Origin of the sequence: Arthrobacter alpinus (assembly GCF_001445575.1) — a bacterium.
GTDB lineage: Bacteria > Actinomycetota > Actinomycetes > Actinomycetales > Micrococcaceae > Specibacter > Specibacter alpinus_C.
The window spans coordinates 2,982,982-3,009,731 of the sequence record NZ_CP013200.1 but is presented as its reverse complement, the minus strand read 5'-3'; the positions used below and the strand labels follow the sequence as shown (position 1 = coordinate 3,009,731).

General features: G+C 62.4%; 25 protein-coding genes and 5 pseudogenes. 16 read left to right on the top strand and 14 right to left on the bottom strand.

Translation table 11 applies throughout. The features are described from left to right. Positions 1-88 precede the first annotated feature (88 nt). A pseudogene (locus tag AS189_RS13405) lies at positions 89-1,023 on the top strand (ATP-binding cassette domain-containing protein). Positions 1,024-1,103: 80 nt separating this feature from the next. Here AS189_RS13405 and AS189_RS20540 read toward each other — a convergent pair. Continuing rightward, complete coding sequence (locus AS189_RS20540) at positions 1,104-2,540, bottom strand: slipin family protein (protein ID WP_237759851.1); 1,437 nt, start codon at positions 2,538-2,540, stop codon at positions 1,104-1,106. 384 nt (positions 2,541-2,924) lie between these two features. Beyond that, a complete protein-coding gene (locus AS189_RS20835) occupies positions 2,925-3,722 on the bottom strand; it encodes a BON domain-containing protein (protein WP_237759850.1) in 798 nt (265 codons plus the stop codon). A 361-nt stretch (positions 3,723-4,083) separates the two neighbouring features. On the opposite strand from AS189_RS20835, the gene AS189_RS13390 reads away from it, so the two are divergent. Next, positions 4,084-4,479, top strand: a complete 396-nt coding sequence (locus AS189_RS13390) for an HsmA family protein (RefSeq protein WP_062289877.1) — start codon at positions 4,084-4,086, stop codon at positions 4,477-4,479. A gap of 341 nt (positions 4,480-4,820) precedes the next feature. Here AS189_RS13390 and AS189_RS21030 read toward each other — a convergent pair whose 3' ends face one another. Beyond that, complete coding sequence (locus tag AS189_RS21030) at positions 4,821-4,952, bottom strand: hypothetical protein (protein ID WP_272946728.1); 132 nt, start codon at positions 4,950-4,952, stop codon at positions 4,821-4,823. A 51-nt stretch (positions 4,953-5,003) separates the two neighbouring features. On the opposite strand from AS189_RS21030, the pseudogene AS189_RS13380 reads away from it, so the two are divergent. After that, positions 5,004-5,654: pseudogene (locus AS189_RS13380) on the top strand (SDR family NAD(P)-dependent oxidoreductase). On the opposite strand, the gene AS189_RS21160 reads toward AS189_RS13380, so the two are convergent. Both AS189_RS21160 and AS189_RS21155 read right to left on the bottom strand, forming a co-directional pair. Beyond that, positions 5,596-6,120 (bottom strand): hypothetical protein, encoded by a 525-nt coding sequence (locus AS189_RS21160; RefSeq protein WP_337589233.1) that lies wholly within the window; start codon positions 6,118-6,120, stop codon positions 5,596-5,598. The pseudogene AS189_RS13380 and the gene AS189_RS21160 sit on opposite strands and share 59 nt — an antisense overlap. 292 nt (positions 6,121-6,412) lie before the next feature. Continuing rightward, a pseudogene (locus AS189_RS21155) lies at positions 6,413-6,769 on the bottom strand (alcohol dehydrogenase catalytic domain-containing protein); the annotation flags it as partial. 36 nt (positions 6,770-6,805) lie between these two features. Here AS189_RS21155 and AS189_RS20020 point away from each other — a divergent pair. From AS189_RS20020 to AS189_RS13345, 7 genes and pseudogenes are all read left to right on the top strand, one after another. Continuing rightward, positions 6,806-7,042, top strand: a complete 237-nt coding sequence (locus AS189_RS20020; protein ID WP_129587282.1) for a hypothetical protein — start codon at positions 6,806-6,808, stop codon at positions 7,040-7,042. 5 nt (positions 7,043-7,047) lie between these two features. Further along, positions 7,048-9,465: a phosphoenolpyruvate synthase gene (gene ppsA, locus AS189_RS13370; protein ID WP_062289871.1), complete on the top strand. Its 2,418-nt coding sequence runs from the start codon at positions 7,048-7,050 to the stop codon at positions 9,463-9,465. Positions 9,466-9,523: 58 nt separating this feature from the next. Further along, on the top strand, positions 9,524-11,671 hold the full coding sequence (pta, locus tag AS189_RS13365; RefSeq protein ID WP_062289870.1) for a phosphate acetyltransferase: 2,148 nt from the start codon (positions 9,524-9,526) through the stop codon (positions 11,669-11,671). 108 nt (positions 11,672-11,779) lie between these two features. Beyond that, positions 11,780-11,989 carry a hypothetical protein gene (locus AS189_RS13360; RefSeq protein WP_062289866.1) on the top strand — a complete coding sequence of 70 codons (210 nt, stop codon included), beginning with the start codon at positions 11,780-11,782 and terminating at the stop codon, positions 11,987-11,989. 84 nt (positions 11,990-12,073) lie between these two features. After that, positions 12,074-12,265 carry a universal stress protein gene (locus AS189_RS21315; RefSeq protein ID WP_424581576.1) on the top strand — a complete coding sequence of 64 codons (192 nt, stop codon included), beginning with the start codon at positions 12,074-12,076 and terminating at the stop codon, positions 12,263-12,265. Between the two features lie 5 nt (positions 12,266-12,270). Continuing rightward, the gene (locus AS189_RS13350; protein ID WP_062289859.1) at positions 12,271-12,519 is read left to right on the top strand and encodes a hypothetical protein; all 249 of its coding nucleotides are present in this window, start codon (positions 12,271-12,273) and stop codon (positions 12,517-12,519) included. Then, a pseudogene (locus AS189_RS13345) lies at positions 12,516-13,900 on the top strand (MBL fold metallo-hydrolase RNA specificity domain-containing protein). Before AS189_RS13350 ends, AS189_RS13345 begins: the two are co-directional and overlap by 4 nt. Positions 13,901-13,955: 55 nt before the next feature. Here AS189_RS13345 and AS189_RS13340 read toward each other — a convergent pair. The 3 genes and pseudogenes from AS189_RS13340 to AS189_RS13330 form a co-directional block, all read right to left on the bottom strand. Then, positions 13,956-14,420, bottom strand: a complete 465-nt coding sequence (locus AS189_RS13340; RefSeq protein WP_062289855.1) for a universal stress protein — start codon at positions 14,418-14,420, stop codon at positions 13,956-13,958. A 21-nt stretch (positions 14,421-14,441) separates the two neighbouring features. Further along, a complete protein-coding gene (locus tag AS189_RS13335; RefSeq protein ID WP_062289851.1) occupies positions 14,442-15,083 on the bottom strand; it encodes an NADPH-dependent F420 reductase in 642 nt (213 codons plus the stop codon). Between the two features lie 66 nt (positions 15,084-15,149). Next, positions 15,150-16,210: pseudogene (locus tag AS189_RS13330) on the bottom strand (zinc-dependent alcohol dehydrogenase family protein). A 290-nt stretch (positions 16,211-16,500) separates the two neighbouring features. On the opposite strand from AS189_RS13330, the gene AS189_RS13325 reads away from it, so the two are divergent. Next, on the top strand, positions 16,501-19,761 hold the full coding sequence (locus AS189_RS13325) for a beta-phosphoglucomutase family hydrolase (RefSeq protein ID WP_062293648.1): 3,261 nt from the start codon (positions 16,501-16,503) through the stop codon (positions 19,759-19,761). On the opposite strand, the gene AS189_RS21310 is transcribed toward AS189_RS13325, so the two are convergent. From AS189_RS21310 to AS189_RS13315, 3 genes are read right to left on the bottom strand one after another with little or no spacing between them, the layout of a single operon-like run. Continuing rightward, complete coding sequence (locus AS189_RS21310; RefSeq protein WP_160320840.1) at positions 19,670-20,059, bottom strand: lysylphosphatidylglycerol synthase transmembrane domain-containing protein; 390 nt, start codon at positions 20,057-20,059, stop codon at positions 19,670-19,672. The two genes, AS189_RS13325 and AS189_RS21310, sit on opposite strands and share 92 nt — an antisense overlap. Then, positions 19,966-20,355 (bottom strand): hypothetical protein, encoded by a 390-nt coding sequence (locus tag AS189_RS20830; protein WP_162491517.1) that lies wholly within the window; start codon positions 20,353-20,355, stop codon positions 19,966-19,968. The genes AS189_RS21310 and AS189_RS20830 overlap by 94 nt, the downstream gene beginning before the upstream one ends. Continuing rightward, a complete protein-coding gene (locus AS189_RS13315; RefSeq protein WP_062289844.1) occupies positions 20,343-20,921 on the bottom strand; it encodes a lysylphosphatidylglycerol synthase domain-containing protein in 579 nt (192 codons plus the stop codon). Before AS189_RS13315 ends, AS189_RS20830 begins: the two co-directional genes overlap by 13 nt. Before the next feature lie 358 nt (positions 20,922-21,279). Between AS189_RS13315 and AS189_RS13310 the strand changes: the two genes are divergently transcribed. The 4 genes from AS189_RS13310 (at position 21,280) to AS189_RS13295 (ending at position 23,583) form a co-directional block, all read left to right on the top strand. Further along, a complete protein-coding gene (locus AS189_RS13310) occupies positions 21,280-21,945 on the top strand; it encodes a hypothetical protein (RefSeq protein ID WP_062289841.1) in 666 nt (221 codons plus the stop codon). Between the two features lie 105 nt (positions 21,946-22,050). Further along, a complete protein-coding gene (locus tag AS189_RS13305) occupies positions 22,051-22,575 on the top strand; it encodes a hypothetical protein (RefSeq protein WP_062289838.1) in 525 nt (174 codons plus the stop codon). A gap of 13 nt (positions 22,576-22,588) precedes the next feature. Continuing rightward, positions 22,589-23,143 carry a flavodoxin family protein gene (locus AS189_RS13300; protein WP_202814101.1) on the top strand — a complete coding sequence of 185 codons (555 nt, stop codon included), beginning with the start codon at positions 22,589-22,591 and terminating at the stop codon, positions 23,141-23,143. After that, a complete protein-coding gene (locus tag AS189_RS13295) occupies positions 23,140-23,583 on the top strand; it encodes a hypothetical protein (protein ID WP_062289835.1) in 444 nt (147 codons plus the stop codon). Before AS189_RS13300 ends, AS189_RS13295 begins: the two co-directional genes overlap by 4 nt. On the opposite strand, the gene AS189_RS13290 is transcribed toward AS189_RS13295, so the two are convergent. The 3 genes from AS189_RS13290 to AS189_RS13280 form a co-directional block, all read right to left on the bottom strand. Next, positions 23,553-23,900 (bottom strand): hypothetical protein, encoded by a 348-nt coding sequence (locus AS189_RS13290; RefSeq protein ID WP_129587281.1) that lies wholly within the window; start codon positions 23,898-23,900, stop codon positions 23,553-23,555. The two genes, AS189_RS13295 and AS189_RS13290, sit on opposite strands and share 31 nt — an antisense overlap. Positions 23,901-24,601: 701 nt before the next feature. Continuing rightward, positions 24,602-24,829, bottom strand: a complete 228-nt coding sequence (locus tag AS189_RS20015; protein WP_129587280.1) for a hypothetical protein — start codon at positions 24,827-24,829, stop codon at positions 24,602-24,604. A 515-nt stretch (positions 24,830-25,344) separates the two neighbouring features. Continuing rightward, entirely contained in the window at positions 25,345-25,815 is a 471-nt protein-coding gene (locus AS189_RS13280) for a pyridoxamine 5'-phosphate oxidase family protein (protein WP_062289824.1), read from the bottom strand. A 603-nt stretch (positions 25,816-26,418) separates the two neighbouring features. Between AS189_RS13280 and AS189_RS13275 the strand changes: the two genes are divergently transcribed. Beyond that, positions 26,419-26,733 carry a response regulator gene (locus AS189_RS13275; RefSeq protein WP_129587279.1) on the top strand — a complete coding sequence of 105 codons (315 nt, stop codon included), beginning with the start codon at positions 26,419-26,421 and terminating at the stop codon, positions 26,731-26,733. Positions 26,734-26,750: the final 17 nt, after the last annotated feature.

Genomic DNA, 26,750 nt, shown 5'->3' with positions numbered 1-26,750 from the left:
GTACCGCAGCACCGTGGCCTTCACGCAGGAGGCGCATCCTGCTGCGCTGTCTGCACAGGGACCGGCGCGTGCTGAGGAGGAGAATGCCATGTCAATAACCAGTTCGGAAATTTCCAGCCCCGCCATCGAGGTCGTTGGCCTGCGGAAGTCCTTTGGCCACCAGCTTGCCCTCGACGGGTTGGACCTGAGGGTCGAGTCCGGGTAGACCGCTGGCTTCTTTGGGCCGAATGGTTCAGGGAAGTTAACCACAATCAGGATCCTGCTGGGGCTGCTGAGGGCTGAGGCAACGACTGTGCGCGTGCTGGGCCGCGATCCCTGGCGGGACGCCGTTGAGCTGCACCGCCGGATCGCCTACGTTCCCGGCGACGTGAACCTGTGGCCGAACCTCACCGGCGGACAAATCATCGATATCCTGGGCGGACTCAGGGGCGGGGTCAACAAGGCACGTAGGGACGAAATTCTGCAACGGTTCGAGCTCGACCCATCCAAGAAGGCGCGGGCGTACTCGAAAGGCAACAGGCAGAAGGTGGCTCTTGATTCGGTGTTGGCTTCTGATGCCGAATTGTTGATCCTTGACGAACCAACCTCGGGTCTTGACCCGATCTGGAGGCCGCGTTCCGTTCCTGCGTCCGGGACGTCCAGGCCCAGGGACGTTCCGTGCTGCTCTCCAGCCACCTCTTCGCCGAGGTTGAAAACCTGTGTGACACCGTCACCATCATTCGGCAGGGCAAGACAGTCGAATCCGGCACGCTGACCCAATTACGTCATCTGCAGCGGAGCACAGTGTCGGTTGCCTTGGATGACCCTGCAGCCAATTTGTCGCGTTTCCCCGGTGTTAACGACGTTGTGGAGGCGGGAGGGCGGACTGTGTTCACGGTCGCCGATTCGGATTTTGGTTCGGTCCTTGCAGATCTCGTCCGCTGGAAGCCGAGGGCTCTGGTCTCCTCACCGCCGTCGCTCGAGGAGCTCTTCCTGCGCCACTACGGTACGGAGCTGGCCGCCGGCGGGGTGAAGGTCCCATGACGGCGACCACTGCCCGGGCCACGGGTGGAAGCCGAGACGCCCTGGTGGGTCGAATGCCCGCCCAATCCCCGCTGCAGGGCTTACGTGACATGGTTCTTTTCTTGGCCCGGCGCAACTGGCTGCGCCTTCTGGTGTGGGTGGTGGTGCTCGTGGGCATGATTCCCTCCGTGTATGAATCCCAGCGCGCAGCCTTTCCCACGGCGGCAGATCGCGAGGCGTATGCCTCCATCGCGAACACGCCGTCGGTGGCCGCGTTGACGGGAACTGCCTATGCGGCGGATACTTTGGGTGGAATTCTGATGCTGAAGATTTGGATGACGCTTGCCCTCACTTTGGCGTTTGTCACGGTCTTCCTTGTGACGCGCAACGGCCGTGCCGACGAGGAAGCCGGGCGCACGGAACTTCTGCGTGCGAACGTCGTGGGCCGGCACGCCTACACCCTGGCAAACTACCTTTTCGTCGCTGCCTTCAACGTCGTCGTGGGCCTGGGAATTGCTGGGACCGCAATGGCCTTGACCCTGCCTGTCATGGGCAGCCTGGAACTGGGTGCTTCCCTGGCCGGGGTGGGCTTGTACTTTCTTGTTGTGGCCGCGATCGGAAGCCAGATGTCCACGAGCAGCCGCGGTGCGAACAGTTTCGCCGCAACCGTCATCGGAATCGCGTATTTGTTGCGTGCGATCGGCGACTTGAACGGTACGGTCGCCACTCCAGGCTGGATCTCCTGGCTTTCTCCGATCGGGTGGGGCCAGAAACTGCGTGCTTTCGGGGTGAATCGATGGTGGCCCCTGATACTCCACGTTCTTGGTGCGATCCTGCTGTGCTGGGTTTCGGTCAAGGTTGAAGCACGGCGGGACCAGCAGGTCGGCCCCGCCGAGAAGCTGCCCGTCCAGGGCGACTCGACCGGCAGTCGGGGTGGCTATTGTTCTCTTGGCTGACTCCGTCTCGCGGGCCAGGAAGGCGCCAAGTTCGCTGATGGTGCTCATCAGCGGGGCAGGGAAGACTACGGTGCTGTTCTTGTCCACGCCCAGTTCCACTAGGGTCTGGAGGTTGCGCAGTTGGAGGGCCAGCGGGTGGGCCATCATGGTGTCAGACGCATCCCCAAGTTCGGCTGCGGCCAGGGACTCTCCCTCGGCGGCAATGATCTTTGCTCGCTTTTCCCGTTCGGCTTCCGCCTGGCGGGCCATGGCCCGGTTCATGCTCTCTGGAAGCTGGATGTCCTTCAACTCGACAAGGGTCACGTCGACTCCCCACTCCGTCGTGGTGACGTCAAGGATTTCGCGTATTCCCGAGTTGATGACATCCGTTTCGGCCAGGATTTCATCCAGGGTGTGCCGGCCAACCACCTTGCGCAACGTGGTCTGGGCGATTTGGTCAATGGCCGTATAGACATTTTCAATGGCGACGACAGACTTGACGGCGTCGACGATACGAAAATAGGCGACCGCCGAAATATCGACGCTGACATTGTCCCTTGTGATGATGCCCTGGGACTGAATGGGCAAGGTGATGATCCGCATCGATACCTTGGGGCATCCTGTCGACTACGGGGATGATCACGGCCAACCCCGGTTTCTTGACACCCACCACGCGACCCAAGCGGAACACAACGCCCATCTCGTACTGGTTGACCACGTGGATGGCGAGCACCGCTGCGATCACCAGAAGGAAGACGATGACTATGGTGATGACGATTGTCAGCGTCACGATGTGTCCCTTCACTGCAGTGGATTCGTGAACTCGAAAGGGCTGGCAAGGCGTTTCGCCCCAACACGCCGCTGACTTGGCGGTCGAGGATTGTTGCCAATACATGCCCAGCCCTGGAACGGACCCCATCGTTCAATGGTGACGGGGTCTGTGCCTCGAGCTTGACCTTCAGCGCCAGCGCTTGCGGCTGGATGGAACTACATGGGGTCGACCTGAATGCTGTTGAGGACCGATCCCACACCGGGGGATGACCAGGCCGTGAGCCCGGCCTGCTTCTTTTCACTCATGGAAGGCAGGTGACCGGTGAGGGTCACCAGATGGTGGCGGACGCTAGCCTGAATGGCCCCGTGGGGCAGGACCTCGTTGCGCTCCAGCATGCTTCCCACGGATTCGGCAATGTCGGAGTCCGTCACGGCCGCGCCGGCGTAGTGAACGGTGAGGTCCTCGGCGACGGCCGACACACCCACGACACGGAGGGCGGCGCGCCGTGCGGCGATCCGCTCGGGGTAGCTGCCGACGGCTCCTGTGAGCGTCACGGCATGATTGTCCACGCTGACGCCTATGTGGGTCGCTTCAACGTCGGGGGTCCACCGAAGTTCGGCCTCAACTGCATATTGGAAATGCCGGTCGCTGAGCGTGTCGGTCATCATGACGGGAGTCCTTTCAGCCTCGGGTGATGGAAACTTTGGCAGGTTCCTGCGCTGATTCCGCCTTGGCATGGGTGTACGCACTTCCAGAATTCCGTCCTTGTAGGAGGCTGTGGCGTCCTCCTCGGTGGCTCCTTCGGGGAGTGCGATGCGCCGGAGCATGGAACCATAGCGGAACTCGGAGCGGTAACTCCCATCGTTTCTGTTTTCCGTCTTTTCCTCCCGCCGGGCGCTGATGGTCAGGACTCCGTCGGCGACAGTGACGTCGACGTCCTTGTCCGGGTCAATGCCAGGCAGTTCAGCGCAGACCACCAAGGTGTTGTCCTCCCCCGTTTCCTCAAGGCGCAAGGCGCAAGGCGCATGGCGCTTGTGTCGTTGGCGTCGTCGAAGAGGCGTTGGATGGAGTCCAGCATGCCGAACGGGTTTCTGGTGAACAGGTCGAAGGCTGCGGCTCGGCGGGCTGCGTCCAGCGGGTTCCAGCTCAACATTTCAGTCATGGTGATTTCTTACTGTTTTGGGCCCTGCGCTGCGGGCGTGGGCTGTTCTTCCAGTACAGGCCAGCAAGCCGCGGCCCACTAGAGGAGAAGGCCCCATGGACGGGCTGGGCAGCCTCAACGCGGAGCAACACGGACACTTCCCGCCGTCGCAGCCCGTCAACATCGTCCATCCGGTTGATCCGGCCACATCTTGGTCGGTGTAGTCTCGGGTCATGCTGCTGCCTGCGATCATTCTCATCACGTCCGCTTTGGTGTTCTATTCGATTGGTGTGTGGTCGGAGCATGTCCAGCGTGTGTTGAAGTGGTGGCATGTGGGGTTTTTTGCTCTGGGGTTGGCCTGTGATGCCAGCGGCACTTTCTTGATGTCACGGATTGCTGCGTCGGGGGAGGTACAAGCCAGCGGGGCTGGTGCCGGGCTGAATGCGGTCATGGCGGTCACCGGGGCTGTGGCCTTGTTGTTGATGGTGGTCCATCTGGGGTGGGCTGTGGTTGTGTTGCTGCGCAACCGTGAGGTGGAGAAAAGGCGTTTCCATAAGTTTTCCCTTCTGGTGTGGGGCATCTGGCTGATTCCATATTTCACTGGTGCCATCGGAACGAACCTCGGCTGAACCACACGCTGGCGAACACTCCGCAGTGGCTGCCACACTTGGGCCTTTGGACCGTATCCATGCCGAAAGGTGCAGCCTAGAGTGGGCAGCACATTGTTGGCTGAGGAAGTCCGGGAAGGGTGATGGCCATGTCTGGCAAAGAGGGCCGTCCGGAGCAAACCAGGCCCGTGCCAACCACCCCATTTGGTACCAGGGTTGTGGCACTGCTGCCCACCTCTTCATTGAGTCCGCCCAGAAACCACCGTGGGATCCCGAAGGCACCTTGGATGTTGCCTATTTCTGCTTAGAATGCCGCACCCTCTATGGGCATCTGGTCAAGGAATCCGAATTGCAGGGCAAGTTCATCGCCGCCATAGCCACGGCTCTGCGCCGTTGACCGCAACGCAGCCCAAAGCCGCGCCGGCCTCGGTTTCGGCACAGCCGCCGCTGGCTGTCGATGCCAGCCACAACGAGATGGAGAAGGAATCCTGCATGAATCCTTTGTTGCCGGCCGCTTTGCCGGCCGCTTTGCCGGGCGGACCGCCATGGTCACCGCTGCCGGATCCGGCATCGGACGTGCCACGGCCATCCGGCTGATCCGGGAGGGTGCGCGCGTCATTGCCACCGATGTCATGCCGGAGAGGTTGGCAGCGTTGGAGCGTGAGCCTGGCGGTGGCCAGCTTGTTACGGCGGCCTGGGACATTGTCGCGGAGGACACTGTGCGGTCGGTGGTGGCTGAGACCGAGGGGCGGGTTGATGCGCTGGCGAATGTTGCCGGGATATTGAATGGTTTCCTGCCCTCTGCCGAGATCGATGACACCCCCTGGGAGAAGGTCATGGGCGTGAACGTCACTACCGTCATGTGCCTGACCCGTTCAGTCCTTCCCTAAATGCTGGAGGCTGGTGCAGGGTCCATTGTCAACGTCAGCTCTGAGGCCGGGCTTCGACGGTTTGCCGCAGGGACGGCGCACACCACATCGAACCATGCGGTGAACGGGTTGACCAAGAGGACTGTGTTCTTTAATGCACACCAGGGCATTCGCTGCAATGGCGTCGCGTCTGGACCCGTTGCCAGCAATATTGAGGCACCATTCAGCTCGCCTCTTGCCGCGGAACGGATTGGTCCCTTCCTGCACGTCAATGTCCCGCCCGTGGCCACTCCGACCAACTGGCCGCCGCCGTCACCTGGCTCCTGAGCGACGATGCGGCAAACGTCTCCGGGGCAATACTTGCCTGTGACGGGGGATGGGCCGCCGTCCAATACCAAGTACGACGGCGGCCTGATCCCCTTGATTCCCTCACCGGTGGCGGCCTAGTCCACGAGGAGAATGCGGCGCCAGTGACGCGGTCCGCGGCTAGGTCGGCCAAGGCCTGGTCGGCGGCTGAAAAAGGATAAGCCGTGGTGGTCGGCTGGCTGGGGATCTGCGCAGCGATGCCCAAGAGTTCCTGGCCATCCGCTCGGGTGTTGGCCGTGACGCTGACCAGCGCCCGTTCCTGGAACAGCTCCGGTTCGTAGTGCAGGGAGGGAATATCGGTCAGGTGGATGCCGGCCACGGCGAGGGTTCCTCCGCGGTCCAGTGCCCGCAGGGCAACCGGCACCAGATCGCCCACCGGGGAAGAGGATGGCAGAATCCAGCGGCTCCAGAGGAACCTCGCTGGCATCACCCACGAACACGGACCCCAGGGCCGCAGCGAGTGCGCGCGCCGCGGCCGAGCATGTCATGACATAGAATGAGGCGCCCTGGTGCAATGCGATCCGGGCAGTAATGTGGGCGGATCCGCTGAAACCGTAAATTCCCAGCCGTCCGTGAGCAGGCAGCGCAGCACGCTTGAGCGCCCTGGACGCGATGATGCCCGAGCACGGCAGGGGAGCAGCCTTCTCCTCGCTGAAAATCTCCGGGATACTGTACGCGAAGGCCTCCGCCACCGTGACGAGTTCGGCATAGCCTCCGTCACGGTCCCACCCAGTAAAGGTGGGGGACAGGTACAGGTTCTCCTCCCCGCACAGGCAGAACCGGCATGCACCGCAGGTCTTGCCCAGCCACGGCACGCCAACCCTGTCGCCAATCTGAAACTTTTTGCAGTCCGGCCCCAGCCCGCATACTATTCCCACCACCTCGTGGCCCGGAATCATGTGCGGGCTACGGGGTGCAAGGTCGCCCTCGGCATGGTCCAGGTCGGTGCGGCAGACCCCGCAACTTAATGCAATTAACAGCAAATCGCCAGGACCCGGATTAGGGTCGGGCCGTTCGCCCCAGACAAGAGGATGCGAGGCAACGGGGCCCGGTTTCCCCACCCACCATGCACGCATTGCGGCCTCCTTCGCTGGAGTGGTGCTGGCCCGGCCATGGGACAGCGCTCTCTTCGAGTCTGGCCGGCGACGGCGACGGTGCCAGCCGCAAGGGCACAAGGCACCATGGCGCTCCTGGCCCATGGTGCTCCTGGGTGGTCCGTCCAGCGTTGCAGCACAGTGGTGACTTTGGCCCCTATCCGGGCACCGTCCAACGAGGTTGACTCGTTGGGTGGGCATCTGGCCCATAACGCCCTGCGGCGCACCAATGGCGAACACGTGAAGGAAAGCTGATTACTGTGAACAAAGAGAATGTTGTCTGGCTTGAGGACGTCGGCATCAAGGACGTTGCCGACGTCGGCGGAAAGAATGCTTCCCTGGGAGAGATGCTCCATTCACTGTCCGCTGAAGGTGTCAGGGTGCCCGGCGGGTTCGCCCTCACCGCTTCGGCATACCGGGAGTTCATCGTGGCGAACGACATGGCCCCAAAGCTGGAGCGGATCCTCGCCACCAAGGACGGCAGCGACACCAACTGGCGGTCGATCGGAACCAAGATTCGGGAGCTGATCCTCACCGGTGATTTCCCGGCCGGGATTTCCCAACAAATTCGTTCCTTCTACCGTGAGTTGGCTTCGCGCACTGGACAGCAGGAACCCGCCGTGGCCGTACGCAGCAGCGCCACCGCCGAAGACCTGCCCGACGCCAGTTTTGCCGGACAGCAGGAAACCTTCCTGAACGTCAGGGGTGAGCAGCAGCTGGTGGACGCCTGCCTGCGCTGCTATGCCTCCCTTTTCACCGACCGGGCCATCAGCTATCGGGAGATCATGAACTATGGGCAACTCGAAGTGGCATTGTCAGTGGGGGTGCAGCTCATGGTCCGCTCCGATGTGGGCGCCGCCGGTGTGATGTTCTCCATCGACACCGAAACAGGATTCCCGGGGGCAGCCGTCATCAGTGCCAACTGGGGGCTGGGCGAGACGGTGGTGCTGGGCATGGTGAACCCGGACAAATACGGGGTCTTCAAGCCGCTCCTGGGCACCCAGGCGTTCTCACCCGTGATCGAAAAGACGCTCGGTTCAAAGGCACGCAAACTCACCTACTCGGCGGGCGGAGGTGCAGGCACGCTCATGGTTGACACCAGTGACGCGGAACGGTCTTCCTTTTGCCTGAACGACGTCGAGATTGTCCAGTTGGGCAGGTGGGCCATCCAGATCGAGAACCACTACGGCCGGCCGATGGACATGGAATGGGCCAAGGACGGAGTGAGCGGGGAACTGTTCATCGTCCAGGCCCGGCCGGAAACAGTCCAGGCCCGCAAGAGCGGCACCATGATGAGCACGCACCGGCTGACCGAGGAGGGGCGGCTGCTGGCGGAGGGTGCCGCCGTGGGCGATTCGATTGCCTCGGGCACCGCCTGCGTGATCAAAAGCGCCTCTGACATCGGCAGCTTTGTGGACGGCTCGGTTCTGGTTGCCGAACAAACCGATCCGGATTGGGTCCCGGTCATGAAGCGGGCCAAGGCCATCGTCACCGACAAGGGCGGGGCAACCAGCCATGCGGCCATCGTCAGCCGGGAACTGGGGATCACCGCAGTCGTCGGCACGTCAAACGCCACCAGCGTGATTCCAGACGGGCAAGCCATCACGGTCTCTTGCGCGGCCGGGGACATCGGCCACGTCTATGAGGGTCTCTTAGCGAACACCCAAGACGATGTGGACCTCGGCGAGATGCCTGCCACACGGACGGAAGTCATGCTCAATCTGGCCAGCCCGTCCGAGGCATTCAAATGGTGGCGCCTGCCAGCCAAGGGCATTGGGCTGGCACGCATGGAGTTCGTCATCAACGACATGATTCAGGTGCACCCGATGGCCCTGGCCCACCCGGAGCGGGTCACGGATTCGGCAGATCAGGCCAGGATCAAGGAACTTACACGCGGCTTTGCTGACCCGGCGGACTACTTTGTGCACACGCTGGCCCGTGGGCTGGCCAAGCTGGCCGCACCGTTTTACCCGGCCCCGGCGGTGGTCCGGCTCAGCGATTTCAAGACCAACGAGTACGCCCACTTGGTGGGCGGCTCAGCTTTTGAAGAGGAGGAGTCCAACCCGATGATAGGTTTCCGCGGGTCCTCACGCTATTACGACCCACGCTACCGAGACGGATTTGACCTGGAATGCCGGGCCATCACCCGCCTTCGCAACCATTGCGGCTTCACAAACGTTATTGTCATGGTGCCGTTCTGCAGGACACTGGGCGAGGCCGACCGTGTCCTGGCCGTGATGGCTGAGAACGGTCTGGTCCGAGGCAAGGACGGGCTCAAGGTGTACATGATGTGTGAGATCCCTGCCAATGTTGTGCTGGCTGAGAAGTTCGCCGCCAAATTTGACGGCTTCTCCATCGGCTCAAACGACCTCACCCAGCTGGTCCTCGGCGTGGACCGGGACTCTGCGGCACTTGCGCCGCTCTTTGACGAACGGGATGAGGCCGTGATGGCCATGATCAGTGCGGCGGTCGCCGGTGCCCATGCGGCAGGCATCCACATTGGTATCTGCGGGCAGGGGCCCAGCAACCATCCGCAGTTTGCGCAGTTCCTAGTTGCAGAGGGCATTGATTCGATCTCGCTGAATCCGGACAGCTTCCTGCGCACTGTCCCCATCATCGCGGCGGCTGAAGCGGTGATGACGCAGGACATGGTTGGGACGGCACTGCCTGGACGATAAGGCATCGGGGATGGCAGGGCCGTCACCGCGTCCGCAACAGATGAGAAGACAATCAACAATGACTGTTTCGCCAAGCCGCGGCGTTTACGTGTGTGCGTCCACGCCAGGGGCTGGAAAGTCACTTGTCACGCTGGGGCTGGTGGACATCCTGCACCGGCATGCCGACAAGGTTGGCTTCTTTCGCCCGATCGTGAACACGGCGGATCCCGAAGCTGACCCCATGGTGCTGATGCTGCGCGAGCTCTACGGCCTCCAAGATGCCGTGTGCTGCGGCGGGATCGGGCTAGCGGAGGCCGGAAAACTCCTGGTTGCCGGTCGCGGCGAGGAAATTAAGACCGAGGCCGTGGCCCGTTTCAGCATGATCGCCAAGCTGTGCGACGTGGTGGTGGTGGATGGCTCGGACCTTCGCGGCCACGACGTCGCAGCGGAGTTTACGCTCAACGCCCACCTGGCCAACACCCTGGGACTGCCGGTGGTGGCCGTGGTGGGTGCCGACGGCATGGGCGCCGCGGAGACGGTGGATGCCGTCGATGTCACCCGCAAGCAACTGGCCTCCTTCCATTGTTCCCTGCTGGCGGTCATGGTCAACCGGGCCGATGCCGGCGTGAGCGCCGAAACCCGGCGGACCATGCACCCGGGTGTCAGCGGGCGGCCCGTCTATGTGATCCCCGAGACGGCGGAAATCGCCCGCCCCACCGTGAACGATGTATCCCTGGCCCTGGGGCTGGCGCAGCTGGGCGGCGACGCCGAACTTGACCGTGACGTCCGGGCGGTCAAAGTGGCCGCCATGACGGTGGGCAACTTCCTGAAGGAACTGGTTGCCGGTGACCTGGTGATTGTCCCCGGTGACAGGGCCGATGTCATGGTGGCCAGCCTGGCGTGCGGCTACTCACCCGAGTTCCCCGTACCCAGCGGCATGATCCTCACCGACGGGCTGGCCCCGGATCCCAGCGTGCTGCCGTTGCTGGACCGCGCCCCGTTCCCGGTCTTCGTTGACGGGCATGACACCTACACCACAGCCCACAAGGTGGCCGGGGTGCGCGGTGAGATCCACGCCGGCCGGCGCCGCAAAGTGGCGGCGGCCCTCGGAGCCTGGTCGCGATGCGTTGACGAGGGCGAGCTGCTGGAACGGTTGGCCGTTCCCCGCCCGGCAACCATGACGCCCCTGCGCTTTCTCAACGACCTCATTGAACGCGCCAGGAACCAGCGGCGGCGCATCGTGCTTGCCGAGGGCACGGAGCCGAGGGTGTTGCGCGCCGCCGAGATCCTGCACCGCCGGGACGTGTGCGACTTGACGGTCCTGGGCAACGAGGCGATCACCCGGGAACTCTCCGCGGCCCTGGGGATAGACCTGGCCGGTGTGGACATCGTGGATCCGGCCACCTCGGAGCTTCGCGAGCGGTTTGCCGGCGAATACCAGAGGCTGCGCGCACACAAGGCCGTGGGGCCTGCCAGGGCCCGTGAGGCCATGCTGGAGGGGGCCTACTTTGGCACTATGATGGTCCACCTTGGCCTGGCCGATGGCATGGTGTCCGGGGCAGCACACACCACGGCCGACACCATCCGCCCCGCCCTGGAATTCATTGGCACCGGTGTGGGCGTGCGCAGCGTTTCCTCTGTGTTCTTCATGCTCTTTCCTGATCGTGTGCTGGTCTATGGTGACTGTGCCGTGATACCGGTGCCGACCCTTGAACAGCTTGCCGACATCGCCATCGCCTCCGCGGCGACGGCGGTCCAATTTGGGGTGGACCCCAAGGTGGCGATGCTGTCGTATTCGACGGGTATTTCCGGCGCGGGCCGCTCGGTGGACCTGGTGCGCCGGGCCACGGAACTTGTTCGATCGGCCCGCCCGGACCTGGCAGTGGACGGACCCCTGCAGTATGACGCGGCAGTTGACGCCTCGATTGCCCGACTGAAGAGGCAGACCTCGGCCGTTGCGGGGGCGGCTACGGTATTGATCTTCCCTGATCTGAATACCGGAAACAACACCTACAAGGCTGTTGAGCAATCCTCCGGGGCTATTGCGGTGGGGCCGATTCTGCAGGGTCTGCGAAAGCCCATCAACGACCTGTCGCGGGGGTCAACGGTCGATGACATCGTCAACACGGTTGCCATCACCGCAGTGCAGGCCCAGAAAGACCCTGATGCCTGGCAACCGGAGGGTTGGGACTTAGGGCCCTGTCACCTGCGGACATTCCCAACCTAACCTTGGAAGTAGATGGTGTGCTTCCCGCCCCGAAGTGTTCTGCATGGCGACGACGGGAGGCCACCGGCGCCATGGCATCAAGGATGAGCCTTTGAGAGGACGGTTCCCGTGACCAACCGGTTAGTTCCTTCTCAAATCATTGTTGGCGTTGACGGCTCCGAACAGTCCGTCGACGCGCTTGGCGTGACACAGCACCTGGCTGCGGCAATGAATGCCGGGCTCCTCGCCATGGGGTGTTGGGAACACGCCCACATACGCATCGCCCAGGGGACATTGGAGGCAACAGGTGAGAAGGATGATGCCCATGCGGAACTGTAAGCTGCCTTGGATGCCGCGTTTGGGCCTTCGAGGCCCAAAGACTTTACCTTGGGCCTGTTCTGGGGCCCTGCCGAGAGCGGGCCGGTGGAGGCCAGCAAGAACGCCCGGACGCTCGTAGTTGGCAAGTTGGGACACGGCCTCGCCACACTGGGCTTGGGATCGGTGAGCGCAGCCTGTGTCAGCCACAGCCGGTGCCCGGTTTTGGTAGTCAACACAAGCCACGACGGCGGCACAGACCCTGGTCGAAAGGAAAATGAACTCGCCGAAAGGGCGTGAACTCGATGTTGCTTCAAGAAGTGTGGGACGGACTTGGTCAGGAAACCAAGGACTGGTTCCGGCAGAACCCGGGGTGCCGTGTCCTGCCACGAACTCTGGTGAACATCGTCAGTGACGGTTATTCCGGCCCCGTCATGGTCGACCAGGACGGAATGATGGCACTTTCTGCAGCCGATCTTACTTTCCTGCACGGACAGAAGCAGTCAATGGCCCGTCCAGGGCCGGCAGGCCAAACCCCTCGGGAGAGAACATGAGTAGCGACGACAGCCCAACCCTGCGCTTCCTCGGCGCCGCCGGCACAGTCACAGGTTCCAAGTACCTGTTGGAAGCTGCAGGCCAGCGGATACTGGTGGATTGCGGCCTGTTTCAGGGCTACAAATACCTCCGTGAGAGAAACCGTGCCAGGTTGCCCGTGCCGGCTGCGTCGATTGATGCCGTCATTGTCACCCACGCCCACCTTGACCACACCGGCTATTTGCCAGCCTTGGTCCGTGACGGGTTTCGCGGCCCCATCCACGCCACCGGGGGAACCCATGAACTGTGCACCCTGCTGCTGCCTGACAGCGGGCACCTACTTGAAGAGGAAGCCCACTACGCCGAACACAGGGGATCTTCCATCCACACCCCGCCCGTGCCGCTGTACACAGCGGCGGACGCGGTGCGCTCGCTTAAGAGTTTCCGGGCCCACGACTTTGACAGACCCTTTAACGTTGGTGCTGGCATCAGCGCCACCTTGGTGCCGGCCGGCCACATTCTTGGCGCTGCGCAGATCCGCTTGTCGATCGCCGGCCACAGCGTCCACTTCACGGGAGACCTGGGCCGGGCAGACGACCCTCTGATGTGCCCTCCCCGGGGACTCGAACCGGTGGAGGTCCTGGTCACCGAATCGACGTACGGAAACCGCACCCACCCGCCCGGAAACGCCGACGACGGGCTGGGCGAGCTGATCAACCGGGTGGTCAAGCGCGGCGGTGTGGTCATGATTGCCGCCTTCGCAGTGGGGCGGGCCGAAAGCATATTGCTCAGTCTGTCGAGGCTGCGGCGCCGCGGTGCCATCCCTGATGTCCCGATCTTCCTGAACAGCCCGATGGCGATCGATGCATCGCTCATGTACCAGCGGCACCGCGACGAGCACCGGATCAGCGACGCGGAGTTCAGACAGATGTACAAGCTGGCAACCATGACCCGGACAGTGGATGAGTCCAAGCTGCTCAATCTCCGGGGAGGGCCCATGATCATCATCTCGGCCAGCGGCATGCTCACCGGCGGTCGGATCCTCCACCACGTGGCCAGCTATGGGCAGGACCACAGGAACGCCATCGTCCTGGCCGGCTACCAGGCGGGCGGAACACGAGGTGCTTCTCTGGCATCGGGAAACCGCCAGCTGCGCATCTATGGGCAGAACATCTCCGTCCGAGCAGAGGTCTTCCAGACAGAGGCATTTTCAGCCCACGCCGATGCTGATGCCATCATGGCGTGGTTGCGGGGGCCCCGGAAGCGCCTCGCATGAGCTACATCGTCCATGGTGAACCCGACGCGTCAGAGGCCCTGCGCCTGCGGATCAAGCACGAACTGGGCTGGAATGCGCGGGCAGCAGAGTATCTGGAGACAGTCTCCCTGGCACATCCTCGCTGAGCGCAACCCGGCGCAACTGAAGGCGGGGCCGCCGTGGGTCCCGCCTTCAGCTGATCTATCGTGACGTTGCGGATTCGTTGTTGACCACCAGCACCGGGCAATGGGCGTGTGCGGCGCATGCAGACGACACTGAGCCAAGGCGCAGAACCGGAAAGCCGCTGCCTCCCATCCTGCCCAGAACCAGCAGGCGTGCGCCCCGGCTTTCCTCAATGAGAGCATAGGCAGCGTGTCCATATCTGATGGCCGTCTGCAGTCCACTCGGGCGATGCGCACCAAAGGCCCGTTCAACGTCTTCCTCCACCAACCGGGATGCCGTCTGCTCCAACTGGCTCTGAAAGGGGAAATCTCCGTCCGGGACCTTCATTGCGGTGTACAGTCTTGGCCGGCTCCAGCAATTGATCACCACAAGTGGCAGTCCCAAGAGCCCGGCGAACTCAGCAGCCGCTCTCAGGGCCATCGTGGAGTGGCGGGATACATCCACACCGACGACGGGACCGAATTCACTCGGTTGCGCACTCATATCGTTTCAGGCCCCACTGGATCACGGAAGAAGCTTGATTGCAGTGTCCCAATTGAAGTTCTCATGTTCCGGGTCCACCTGCAATCCCATGAGCATCAGCATCATGGCCTCCAGTTCCCGTGCCCGGCGGAGGGGGCCGACGTCGATCGGACGTAGGCCGGATGCGGCCACGACGGCGCTGACTTTGAGCTTGGCTTCCTGTGAGTCGCCTGCAATGAAGACGTCCAAGGGCTGACCGGCAACCTGTCCGGCTTCAAGGGTTGCCGCGAAACATGTGTTGAATGCCTTGACCACCAAAGCTTCCTTGGAAGCATGCAGGGCAACCTGCTCTGCTGCCGATGTCCCTGCGGGGGTGCGCATTGAGTCAAAGTCTGCCAGGTTGACCGGGTTGCTGATGTCGACCACGACCCTGCCGGCCAAGGTTTCGCCATAGAGGAGCACCGCATTTATTGCTTCCTCATAGGGGACTGCCAGAAAGACGATGCCGCCTTCGACGACTGCCTCTTCTCCGCCCCCCGTGGCGCCGGCGCCGAGGTCTTCGACCAGCTCGCGGGTTCTTTCTCCGTCACGGCCAAGGATCTGGACCGAATGGCGGGCATGGATCATGCGTACAGCTATGGCCCTGGCCATGTGTCCGTTGCCGATGATGGTTACCTGGGACATGGTGTTCTTCCTTTCGTAATGGCGAGAAAATGCTATTTCCCACCGGATCTGCTTGCTGCGCGGCGCTCAGCTAGCGCGTGAAATGACGACCTTGAGGGCCTTGGTGGTGGCCGCATTCGAGAACGTTTCATAGGCGTCCAGCATTTGATCGAAGGTGAAGAAGTGGGTGGCGAACTGTTCGGCAGGGATCTTGTGCGAGGCAACGAGCTTGAGCAGCATGGGCGTGGTGTTTGCGTTGACCAGGCCCATGGTGATGGTGATGTTGCGGATCCACAGCTCGTCCAGGTGCAGTTCGACGGACTTTCCATGAACGCCGACGTTGGCCACATGGCCGCCGGGGCGCACCGTGTCCACTGCCATCTCAAACGTTTCCGGAAGCCCGACGGCTTCGATGGCAACGTCCACCCCGGCCCCGTCGGTGAGGGCAAAGACCTGCTCTTTCCAGTCTATGGTGCCGGAGTTGACGGCGTCTGTGGCGCCAAATTTCCTGGCCTGCTCCAGTCGGCCCTTGTCCACGTCAAGGGCGATGACCTTGGCTGCGCCGCACAACCCGGAGGTCATCATGGCGGCGAGCCCCACAGGGCCGGCACCGATGACCGCCACCACGTCACCGGGCTTGACCGCCCCGGCAAGGACCCCAATCTCGAATCCGGTGGGCAGAATGTCAGAGAGCATGACAGCCTGGACGTCACTGACGCCGTCGGGCAGCTTGTGCAGCGAGTTGTCGGCGTAGGGCACACGGACATATTCGGCCTGGGTTCCGTCGATGAGGTGCCCAAAAACCCAGCCAATGCCGGAGGCGCCCTCGTCCCCGAGACAGTGTGAATACAAGCCGCTGCGGCAGTTGATGCAGTGCCCGCAGGACTTGATGCAGGAGATGATGACGCGGTCGCCGACCGCCAAGTCGTTCACGCCTGATCCGATCTCCGTGACTGTGCCAACGCCTTCATGGCCCAGAATACGGCCCGGCGTGACGGCAGGAACATCGCCCTTTAAGATGTGCAGGTCCGTGCCGCAAATAGTGGTGGTGTCCACGCGGACTATCACGTCACCGGGTTGGCCAGCCGGGGCATCGGAACGTCTTTCCATTCCTTCTTGCCTGGGCCTTGGTAAACCAGAGCTTTCATGACATGTCCTCTCGATGGGGTGCTGTGTTCGTGCTGCTTTTGGCCAGTAGACCCGGCCCACACCCTCGACGATACTGCCGGCCGGCCGTGGTGATTAGGGCCAAAGGGCCCGCATGTGAACCATTTGGCCCCAGGATCCGGTCGAACAGGGTGGGACCTTGTGCCCTGTGCAGCCCGGGCGCTTGCAGGGAGCATGGGAATGGGCATAGTCGGCTGGGCGGCACATGGGCTGCACAGGCCGGAGGCAGTTCGCGAGTGCCAAAACACGCGGAACAGGGATGGTAGTGGACATGAAACTCCGGAATGTCTCACGGGCGCACAACAGGACGGGGCCGGCAGGTGGCTATGGTGCCGTCATATTCGACATGGACGGCGTGGTCACGGACACCGCCAAGGTGCATGCGGCAGCGTGGAAGACGCTTTTTGATGAAGTATTGCCAGTCTTGTCTAGTGACTCGGACGAAGGTTTTGACCTTGAGCGGGACTACCGGACGTTCGTTGACGGCCGGAGCCGCGAAGACGGCATCAGGACCTTTTTGGCACATCGGGGAATCCATGCACCCGAAGGCGATTCCGGCGACGCACCGGGCACCTTGAGCATCTTCGGCATGGCCGCCCGAAAGCAACAAATCTTCGAGGGACTCATCAAGGCGCCAGGGGCAGTCGTCTTCCCCGATGCGCTGGCGCTGTTGCGTCGGCTCCTCGGTGCCATGGTGCCAACTGCCCTGGTCACGGCCAGCCGGAACTGCCGGGCGATATTGGCTGCAGCGGGCATCACTGAACTGTTCACTGTTCTCGTGGATGGAACCGATGCGGCAAACCTTGAACTGCCAGGGAAACCGGACCCGGCAATGTTCCTTGAGGCAGCCCGGCGTCTCCATGTCCGGCCGGCGGACGCCGTCGTCCTGGAAGACGCCTCGGCGGGTGTCCAAGCAGGGGTTTCCGGCGGCTTTGCGTTGGTCGTTGGTGTTGACAGGGGCACGGGGAACGGAAGCCTGCTGGAGTCAGGGGCGAACGTCGTCGTCAAAGACCTCAGCGCCCTGTCACTGGTGCGGCCGCCGGCAAGTGCCACCAATTGGGCACCGCCAGTCCAAACCGAAGATGAACCATGGACCAAAGATGGGGTCGTTGACGAATGGCTGCTGGTCTTCGATGGCTTCGATCCAGCCCACGAAGGCCAGCGAGAAACGCTGTGCGCACTCGGAAACGGGTACTGGGCCACCCGGGGATCCGTTCCCGGCACGCAGGCCGACGAAACCCACTATCCGGGAACGTACTTCGCAGGTGTCTACAACCGCGCAGTGACACAGCTGGCCGGACGGATTGACGAAGCCGAGCACATGGTCAATGCCCCTGATTGGACGTTTCTTTCCATCCAGCCTGTTGCAGGACCGCTGCTGCAACCGGGGCAGCCGGAGATGATCAGCCACCACCAGGCCCTTGACCTACGGCACGGGATATTGACGCGGACCAACCGCTATCGCGACTCGGCCGGCAGGACCACGCGTGTGGTGTCCCGGCAGTTCCAGTCAATGGCTGACCCGCATCTGGCTGTCATTGAAACAACCGTCGAAGCCGAAAACTGGGCGGGGGACATGGAGGTTGTTTCTGCCATCAACGCAGCTGTGGGCAACCGGAACTCCGAGGCCGACAGCCACCTTTCCGGAGACCACCTCATGGCCATTGGCGGCAGCCGGCTCGATGAGGAAACCGTCCTGTGGGAATCCCGAACCAGGCAGTCGGGCATCGCCATCGCCATGGCCCTTCGCACGAGCCTGAGAAATGCTGTGGGGGAGCCGGTCACCGTCAGGCGCCAGCCGCTCCTGGAAGCTGTCAGGGCCGGGCTCTCCATCCACTTCGCAGTGGAGCCGGGACGGCCAGTAACCATAGAAAGGACTGTGGCTGCGGCGACCTCGCGCGACCGGGCGTTGTCAACTGCCCCGTTGTCCGCGAGCGCGCGGATTGCGCGGGCGCCGGGGCCGGAGATTCTCCTGCAGGCCCACATGAGCGCCTGGGACGATCTCTGGGGCATTTTTGGGGTGGCGATGGGAACCGGACCAGGCCACTGCCAGGCACTGAACCTCAACACCTTTCATGTGCTGCAAACCGTCGCCTCGGCCGGACCCGATCTGGACGCCGGTGTCTCTGCGAGGGGATTGCATGGTGAAGGCTACAGGGGACATATTTTTTGGGACGAGCTGTTCGTATTTCCGATGCTCACCCTCAGGCGCCCGGACCTTACCAGGTCGCTCCTGCTGTACAGGTACCGGCGCCTAGGCGAGGCCAGGGCGGCGGCCCGGGCTGCGGGTTTCGATGGGGCCATGTTCCCCTGGCAGAGCGGCAGTGACGGCCGCGAAGAGACGCCATCCGCGCTGTTCAATGTTCGGGACCAGCAGTGGATGCCAGACAACTCCCGGCTGCAACGGCATAGTGGGCTGGCCATTGCCTACAACGTCTGGATGTACTTTCAGGCCACCGGTGACGCTGCATTCCTGACCCGGTACGGTGCCGAACTTCTGGTGGAGGTTTCTCGATTCTTCGCCTCCCTGGCCACGCCTTCTTCATTGGATGACAGATACGACATCGCGGCGGTCATGGGTCCCGACGAATTCCATGATGGTTGCCCAGGCCACCCTGGCGAGGGACTGCGCAACAACTCCTACACAAACGTGCTTGCATCATGGGTTCTGGTGAAAGCCAGTGAGGCAGTGGACATTGTCTCAGCGTTCGACGGCGGATCCCTTCAGTTGCGCCTGTCCTTGGGGCCGGAGGAACTTGCCGCATGGGACAGGATCAGCCGCCGGTTGCGGGTGCCGTTTCACGCCGATGGCGTCATCAGTCAATTTGAAGGGTATGAGGTCCTGAAGGAATTTGACTGGGCCAGCTATCGTGACCGATACGGTGACATTGCCCGCCTGGATCTCATACTTCAGGCGGAAGGGGACTCGACCAACAACTACAAGCTGTCCAAACAGGCCGATGTCCTCATGCTGTTTTACTTGCTTTCTGCCGAGGAACTCAGGGAGGTGTTTGACCGGCTTGGCTACCCGTTTCCGCCCGATATGGTTCCTCGGACTATCAGCTACTATTTGGCCCGTACAAGCCATGGCTCCACCTTGAGCCGGCTGGCGCACAGCTGGGTTTTGGCACGCAGCGACCGGGAACAATCCTGGGCGCTGTTCACCCAGGCCCTCGAATGCGACAGAGGTGACACCCTGAGCGGGGCTACAAGGGAAGGCGTGCACCTTGGGGCTATGGCTGGAACTTCGGACATGGTGCTGCGCTGCTATGGTGGTGTGGAAACGCGCGCGGACACCTTGTGGCTGCACCCCCTGCTGCCGCATGAGCTCTCACGCGCTTCCTTTCAGCTTTCTTTCCATGGCCTGGCCATCGCCGTCACCCTTACACCGGAGCACGTTGCGCTGCAACTGGCCGCCGGCCACGCGGCACCCATCCGCATCAACGTTGAAGGCCAGGAGCACTCACTCGGTCCGGGGGACAGCCTGAACATGGTGCTGGAAACCCGGGAATCCACCGTCCTCCACCGTTGAGGCCGTCCTCACCCGGTCTCGCCCCGTCCCCGTCGAAGGGGCCCAGACGAAGAGACAGGTAGGCCAGCGCGCCAAGGGGGAGCGGCAGCCAGAACTGGTACAGCCTCCAGCCGATGACACCCAGGACTGCAATCTCGGCAGGTATGCCAAAGCCGACCAATGCCGGGGCCATGACGCCTTCCACGATCCCCAGACCACCCGGGGTCAGTGGCAGCGTGGCAAGAATGTTCCCCAGAGCATAGACGGTGAGCAGGGGCCAAGCCCGATCGGGTGTCCCAAGGCAGCCAACAACACCCACAATGCAGCAGCGTCCAACAACCAATTGAAGGCGGCGAACAATATGTCAACGCCCATCCTCCGAGGGCTCCTGCCCAGCATTCCAACCTGCAACGCCATCATGCGAAGAAACGCTTCGGCGGAGTCCGCGTTTAGAAAGGGAATACGGCCGGCCGCGGAACGGACAATCTGCACTGTCCAGTCCGTTCGCTGAGTCAGGAACCAGCCGGCAAACCCTGTGGCCAGTAACGCCGCAAGTGCGGCAATGGTGGCGGTTCGATAGTAGCCATTGGCCGCAACAGTCGTTATTGACAGCAAAAGGCCCAAGGCAAAAGGCCCCCAAGGACCAGATTGGACACAGTCACTTCGATGGCGGCGGCAGAAAGGGCGTTTGCAGGGCCGACACCGGCGCGCTGTAGCAGGTGGAAACGGGCTGCAGCTGCAGTGGCTCCGCCTCCCGGCACAACGTGGTTGACCGCGAGGCCCGAGAGGTCGACGCGCAGAATGGTGAAATAGTGCGGCCGTCCAGATCCCAGTATCGAGGCCGTCAGCACGGAATAGGAGGCCAAGGAAGCGAGTTCCAGTGCGCCCGCCACAAGGACCAGCGTGAAGGAGATTTGCTCCAACGACTGGAGCGTGTCCATGGCGCCGCCAAATTGGGGTAAAACGACCCACCAGAGGGCGGCCGCCAGCAGCAGGGTTGAACCGGTCCCAAGCAGCCAGCGCGGAATCCGACGGGTTCCACCGCCGGTTGGCTCGGCACTTCCCTGAAGCACCACATTCGGCGTTGCGGCAGCACGGTCGGATGCCACGGGCATGCCGCCGGTAAGTGGCGGGGAAGTCTCGGATTCACCGTCACCTCCAATATTGTCCCGGGCGTCCATCGTCCTCCTGGTCCTATTCTTGGGCAACTGGCACACTCTGGCATGGCCAAGTGTCCGCTTGCGATGCTAGCCGGGTAATCTTCGTTTCGACAGGGCAATAGGTCCTTCGCCCCAAACCTCGGGGCCGGGCATGACCTTTGGCCCTCCACGGCCGTGTCGCGCCGGAACATGATGGAAAAAGGAGGCCGGAACATGCCAGAGAGATCGGGCGTTGCAGCAGCGGCGTTGCGCCAGGCAGGGCTGCCTCCGCTATGGGGGCGGATGGCCGTTGCCGCCGCCGTCATTGCGGGCACAGGAAATCTAGTCGGGTTGTTGCTGCCCTATGAAATCTACGGACGGGAGACCCCCGCACTGGCAGATGCCGCCATGGCCCAGGACGTGGCGAATCTCATTCTCGTGGCGCCTGCCACCGTGGCTCTCGTTCTTCGCGCCTGCCGCGGCCACATGCTCGCTTGGCTTTGGCGTGTTGGCGTTCACGGCATACAGCTATTCAATCTACCTTTTCTCGGTCCATTTCGGGCCGCTGTTCCTGCTGTGGGTGGCTGTCCTCGGCCTCTCTGTGTTCACTCTTGTCGGCTCCCTTTCTGCCCTGGGCGCGGTACTCGCTGGACCTGGCCGACTGGGCCGACTGGGCCGGGCCCTGCGGCTGCCGGGATGGTTTCTGGTTGGTGCGGCGCTGTTGTTTGCCACCATGTGGCTGGGTGAAATCCTGCCGGACCTGCTTGCCGGCACCGGGTCCGCCAGCGCCGCAGCATGGCGGGTTCCGAGCAACCCGGTCCACGTCCTGGATCTGGCAATTTTTCTGCCTGCGGTTGCTGCCAGCGGTGTCTTGCTGCTGCGTCGGAGCCGTCTGGGCGCCGTGATTGCGCCGGGCGCCCTGGTCTTTCTGGCCCTGACGTGTGTGCCCATTCTTGTCACGCCCTTTGTCGCGCAGGCGCGTGGGGCTGCGCCGGGGTGGGCGGTCATTCCACCCATCGGGCTCGTCTCGTCTTTCACAAGTGCCACCGGCTCGAACCCCGGCTGAACCAAATGCCAGCCCGGCAGGGGTGACCTAGGCATTCAATCCACCGGGAACCGCAGGGGCTTTCGCCTCTAGGAGACAGCCAGCGAGTGGGTCACCATAAGAGACATGACTGAAGAAGCAGCCCGCCCGTCCCCGCCATGGCAGGGGAAGGCGCGAAGGGATGCCGCCGGACGAAGGGGAGGGTACATCTCCGCGGTTCTCGCCGCCGTCGTATTCTTCTGGCTCACAAACATCTGGCCGGGGTGGCAGTCGCTGCCGTTTCTTGATAGTGCAACACCCAAGGTCTTGGGCATTTTCAATGCGTCGCTGCTGGTCTCGGCAGTCGTGAACCTGGCCAATGCGGCCGTCGACCGGACGTGGTTCCGAGCGTTGGGTGAGATTGCCACCTCGAGCATTGGGATCGCCGTGTTTGCGCGAATCTGGACGGTCTTCCCTTTCGACTTCGGTGGTTCCAGTTTTGATTGGGAGCTCGTGGTGCGGATTGCGTTGATCCTCGCGTCCGTCGGATGCGCCATCAGCATACTGGTCAAAGTCGTCACGCTCTTTCGGTTGGCGCTGGGAACGGCGCCGGCCAACGGCCGGGGGCGTACTCGGAACCGGTCCGGCCACTACGGTGGCAGTGAACCTTGAGAAGGGAAGTGGAATGATGCATGCAATCGTGGTTTATGAGTCAATGTATGGCAATACCCGCCATGTTGCGGAGGCTGTGGCCCGTGGTTTGGGGGCTTTCGACGACGTCAAGGTTGTGCCTGTCTCCGCTGCCGCGGCAGTGGACCCGGGGGACTATGGCCTAGTGGTGGTGGGTGGCCCGACACACGTGCACGGCATGAGCCGCGAATCCACGCGGCACGGCGCAGAAGCCGCTGCGGAGTCGTCCGCAGGCCACCTGGTCATGGAGTCGGACGCCGCGAGCGAAGGCGTGCGTGAATGGCTGCAGAGGCTGTCGGGGATGCCAGGCCGCGCGGCCGCCTTCGACACCAGGTTCGACGGCGTACCACTCTTGACCGGGCGTGCATCCAAGGGCATCGACAGGCACCTGCGCCGGGCCGGCTTCACGATGATTGCACCACCGGAGAGTTTCCTTGTCACAGGCAAGGACACGATCCTGCTGCCGGGGGAAGAGAACCGGGCCCAGACCTGGGGTGAGAACCTTGCCGCACGGGCATTGATAGCCCCTCCCGAAGCCCCAGAGCCATGAAATTAGCCCGGCCAGCGCTGGTCACTCTCCTGATTTTCGGGGCAATTTCTGCGTTTGCCGGTGCCGGGATGGCGTTGGCCTTCAACGGTGCCGGAATGTCCCTGACCTTATTGGCGGGCAGTCCCTTTCATTCGTTCGTGGTTCCGGGCCTGATCCTCGGCCTGGTGGTTGGCGGCACCCAATTGTTGGCGGCAATTGCTCTGCTCGCAAACCGCCAGTGGTCCCTGCTGGCAGCTGCCATGGCAGGATTTGGCATGTTGATCTGGATTTTCGTCGAGTTGGCCGTCATCCAAGGCTACTCATTCCTGCAGGCAATCTATTTTGGGCTGGGGATTGCGGAACTAACTTTGATCCTCACCCTGCTGGGAATCGCCGCGGGTACCCTTGCCATTGGACACGCCGGGGCCGGTCACGGCTCTCGGCCCGGCCTCTCGAGATAGTCCTTCAGTCCCACCCAGTTGATCTGCTCCTGGCGCTTGCCCATGGCCCTGATGGCGGGGGCAATGCAGCGCAGGAAACCGCGGGGATGAAGCGTCCAAGACCACGCGAGCCGGGTTTGGCCGCCTTCGGTGGAAAAATCCGGCGTGCCCTCAATGTCCATTCCCCGCATCCGGCTCACCGAGGCCAGGGACAGGGGCTGTGAGAACTTGGTGGAGGTCATTGTGACCCTTGCTGGGTGGCGTGCACCGCGCATGGTGGCCTGGAATTCGGTGCCGACCCCGATCGCTCCGGGCATTGTCTTCTCTGCCCGGGCCATACGCGGATTGTAGCGAGGTTAATTGTATTCGTGGCGACAACGTCGAACACCCTACCAGGCGGGGTACTGAGCAGGACATGCCTTTTGATTGGCCTCGTCGAACGTCACCGCCGGTAGTGATGTCAATCGATGCGGCACTGTGCGTTTTTCTGGTGCTCCATGGTGAAAGTGAGTTCCCAGCCAGGAATCCGGCCGCGATCAGCACAAGGTAGGTCAGCAGAATCGCCAGGACATCAAAACGGACGTCCACGTCGGGCTGGTAAAACGCAGCGAAACCTGCAAGCAGGAGCAGGGTGATCCCGTCCCCGAGGATGAATATCCAAGCGGCAGCCCGGGTTTGCCTCATCGGGGTCTTGGTGAGCGCAATGCCGAGGGGCAAAAAGGCCAGGGCCAACAAGCCGTATCCGATGTATTGAAGGTCTATGAGGACCCCATGTGGGTTGTACTGGGAGAGCTAGAGACAACCCCTATGACTCACCCGCGAGCAGACTTGGCTGCATGACCGACAGCTGCAGACCTTAGTCGACAACGAGGATGCCTGCCGCGACCATTGCAAAGCATGTCCCGGTGAGGCTGAGTTGCCGCCACCGGGCGGGTGCCGCGCCGTGCCGGGACACGGCCAAGACTACGAATACGAGCGGGGCCAGCAGTGCCGGATACATCCAAAAGTAGTCGCGTGGGACGTAGCCGGCCACGTGCGTCTACGGGTATTGGATGCAGTCACCGGGATAGTACGCGCCTGAGCGGGGCGGAGCGGTGAAGGCCGCGGCGAGGACCAAGACAGCCAGAAGGGCGGTCATCAAGCCGCCCCAGAAGCCAACATGTGTCCCTGACACATGCCCGCCCGAGCCGCTGCTTCCGCCGGGCCCAGCCACAGGCTTAGCTGAGCCCGGGGCCAGGCTGTCGGTGCTTTCCGTTGAAGACTTCATTTTCTCCGCCCTCCTGGATCAGTGACTTGTACTGGGCCCCTTCACGGCCATGCGGTCGCGGGCGCCTCTGGGAGAAGGCCAATTTCAGGTGCCGGGCATATGCGGCGAGGCTGGTTGCTTCCATCAGCAGGTGTGCGGTGATCACCGGGACATCAGTTTGGAACTTCAACGAGCGGTTCCCGAAGGTATATGTGGTACGGAGAACCCATGCCCGGCGCCGGGAGCAGCCGTGAAGCGAGTGCGACGGCGTGGCCCAAGGGGAACCGCGCCCGGAGCAGATATCCGCCAACAAGCAGGACGGGGCCCACTCCAGCCAATTGGATCCAGAGTGGCACAAACTCTCGTCAGGTACCTCGCGTGAGGTCCACCGATTCACGTTGGGCGCTTTGGCGGCACAGCGTCCGCAGCAATCATTGCGTAACCACTCCTTCCGCCGTGTTCGTATCGACCAGGGGCTCACGGAGTCCCCCTTCCGGACAGGCAAAGAAGGATTCCCGTGGGGCTGCAGAGGCTGCCTACTCGAGGCCCGCCCGAACTGCATCATTCAGGGGGAGGTTCCACGTCATGGAAGCATCCAAGGTGAAGCGCCTCCCGGTGACGGTAACCGGCACAATGCGAATAAGGTGGCTCTTTCCCACCCCTTGCCATGGAAACAAGCCATGAATTGCCGTGTTAAGCTCATGGCTTTCCGCCGGAATGCGTTCGGCGCTGCCTTTGACGACCACGCTCCACGCAAGCCCAAATTCCACACTGACAGCATCTGCTTCCAATGCGACGCTGGCGTCGTCATTGATGGCGTTAAGCTTGGTGCCGGGACCCGTGCGGAACAGGAGTGATTCGCCGTCGATCTTGTAGTTAACGGGGAACACGTCAGGTTTCCCGTCAACGGTCACTGCAAGCCTTCCGACTGAAGTGTCGGAAAGGAGCTTCCAGCATTGCTGGGTCGTCAGGGTTTCTGCTTTGGGTGCCACTTTGTCATCTCTCATGTGATGATGCTACGGAACGCAGGCACCGTCAGGCTAGGGCCCAAAGTCCCAGTCTTTAGAACCCCTTTGACGGCGCATCGTCGCATTCTGCAGCAGGAGACGACCACTTTTTCTGCCGCCTCTTTCTGGGCATTCATAGGCGCTGGACTGCGCGATTTTCAATGCACACGAGGCACAGCAAAGTGGGCACAAAGCCCCTTGGACGCGCACTTCATTGCTGAAACGATGAACGTGGGCAGCAGAATGGAGCCCCGAAATGACAGCGTGTGCGTGCCGGGAAGGAAGTTGTAGCGAATGCCCTGAAGATCCAGAACGGAGCCTGTGGGCCACCATCGCCAGCGTGGTGCCGGAGCTGCAGCACGGATTAGTTTTTGATGGTTGAGTCATTGGGACCCTGCTACTGTGGTTCTCCTGGGACGGTGGCAGCAATTGGCTACAGTTGCATGGAATGTGGGGCGTTCAGTGCCCATTGCGTGAGACTCTGCGACCCTCCGGCGGGACTGGGCAGGATGGTTGCAGTGACGGATGGCCGAGAGATGCGGCGAGGCCGATAGGAACCAGAGTCATGCGCCAGGTTAATTGCTGCACCCTATACTTCACATCATGGCGGAAAAATGCGTGCTTGTGGTGGAGGACGATGCAGCACTGTCCCTCATGCTTCAGGAACTCCCGGAAGGCGAGGGCTATCCCGTGGTGACCGCCCAGGATGGCCGGCACGCACTCCATGACGGCCTGAGTCGAGGTTTCGACGTCATCGTGACGGTGGTGTATTTGGTGCTGGTGGAGTTCGCCAAGCAATGGTTCTTTTCGCGTCCGGAGCCGCAGCCAACACCCGGGCGCCAGCGCGGCCACAGTCACAGAATCCACCGGCGCGCATCTCGATTTAGCGTCCCGTTGGCGCTTGGCAGGCACAGTTGACTGTGGCAGGAAGCCAA

Bases quoted from the DNA above. Each gene is read 5' to 3' on its own strand.
- AS189_RS13300 (WP_202814101.1), top strand. From the start codon at position 22,589: ATGATGCATGCAATCGTGGTTTATGAGTCAATGTATGGCAATACCCGC.
- AS189_RS20015 (WP_129587280.1), bottom strand. From the start codon at position 24,829: ATGAAGTCTTCAACGGAAAGCACCGACAGCCTGGCCCCGGGCTCAGCT.
- pta (WP_062289870.1), top strand. From the start codon at position 9,524: ATGACTGTTTCGCCAAGCCGCGGCGTTTACGTGTGTGCGTCCACGCCA.
- AS189_RS21030 (WP_272946728.1), bottom strand. From the start codon at position 4,952: ATGCAGGATTCCTTCTCCATCTCGTTGTGGCTGGCATCGACAGCCAGC.
- AS189_RS13340 (WP_062289855.1), bottom strand. From the start codon at position 14,420: ATGAGTGCGCAACCGAGTGAATTCGGTCCCGTCGTCGGTGTGGATGTA.
- AS189_RS20020 (WP_129587282.1), top strand. From the start codon at position 6,806: ATGGGACAGCGCTCTCTTCGAGTCTGGCCGGCGACGGCGACGGTGCCA.
- AS189_RS13290 (WP_129587281.1), bottom strand. From the start codon at position 23,900: ATGGCCCGGGCAGAGAAGACAATGCCCGGAGCGATCGGGGTCGGCACC.
- AS189_RS13310 (WP_062289841.1), top strand. From the start codon at position 21,280: ATGCCGCCATGGCCCAGGACGTGGCGAATCTCATTCTCGTGGCGCCTG.
- AS189_RS13390 (WP_062289877.1), top strand. From the start codon at position 4,084: ATGCTGCTGCCTGCGATCATTCTCATCACGTCCGCTTTGGTGTTCTAT.
- AS189_RS13295 (WP_062289835.1), top strand. From the start codon at position 23,140: ATGAAATTAGCCCGGCCAGCGCTGGTCACTCTCCTGATTTTCGGGGCA.
- AS189_RS20540 (WP_237759851.1), bottom strand. From the start codon at position 2,540: ATGCGGATCATCACCTTGCCCATTCAGTCCCAGGGCATCATCACAAGG.
- AS189_RS13350 (WP_062289859.1), top strand. From the start codon at position 12,271: ATGTTGCTTCAAGAAGTGTGGGACGGACTTGGTCAGGAAACCAAGGAC.
- AS189_RS13335 (WP_062289851.1), bottom strand. From the start codon at position 15,083: ATGTCCCAGGTAACCATCATCGGCAACGGACACATGGCCAGGGCCATA.
- AS189_RS13325 (WP_062293648.1), top strand. From the start codon at position 16,501: ATGAAACTCCGGAATGTCTCACGGGCGCACAACAGGACGGGGCCGGCA.
- AS189_RS13275 (WP_129587279.1), top strand. From the start codon at position 26,419: ATGGCGGAAAAATGCGTGCTTGTGGTGGAGGACGATGCAGCACTGTCC.
- AS189_RS13305 (WP_062289838.1), top strand. From the start codon at position 22,051: ATGACTGAAGAAGCAGCCCGCCCGTCCCCGCCATGGCAGGGGAAGGCG.
- AS189_RS13315 (WP_062289844.1), bottom strand. From the start codon at position 20,921: ATGGACGCCCGGGACAATATTGGAGGTGACGGTGAATCCGAGACTTCC.
- AS189_RS21160 (WP_337589233.1), bottom strand. From the start codon at position 6,120: ATGCCAGCGAGGTTCCTCTGGAGCCGCTGGATTCTGCCATCCTCTTCC.
- AS189_RS13280 (WP_062289824.1), bottom strand. From the start codon at position 25,815: ATGAGAGATGACAAAGTGGCACCCAAAGCAGAAACCCTGACGACCCAG.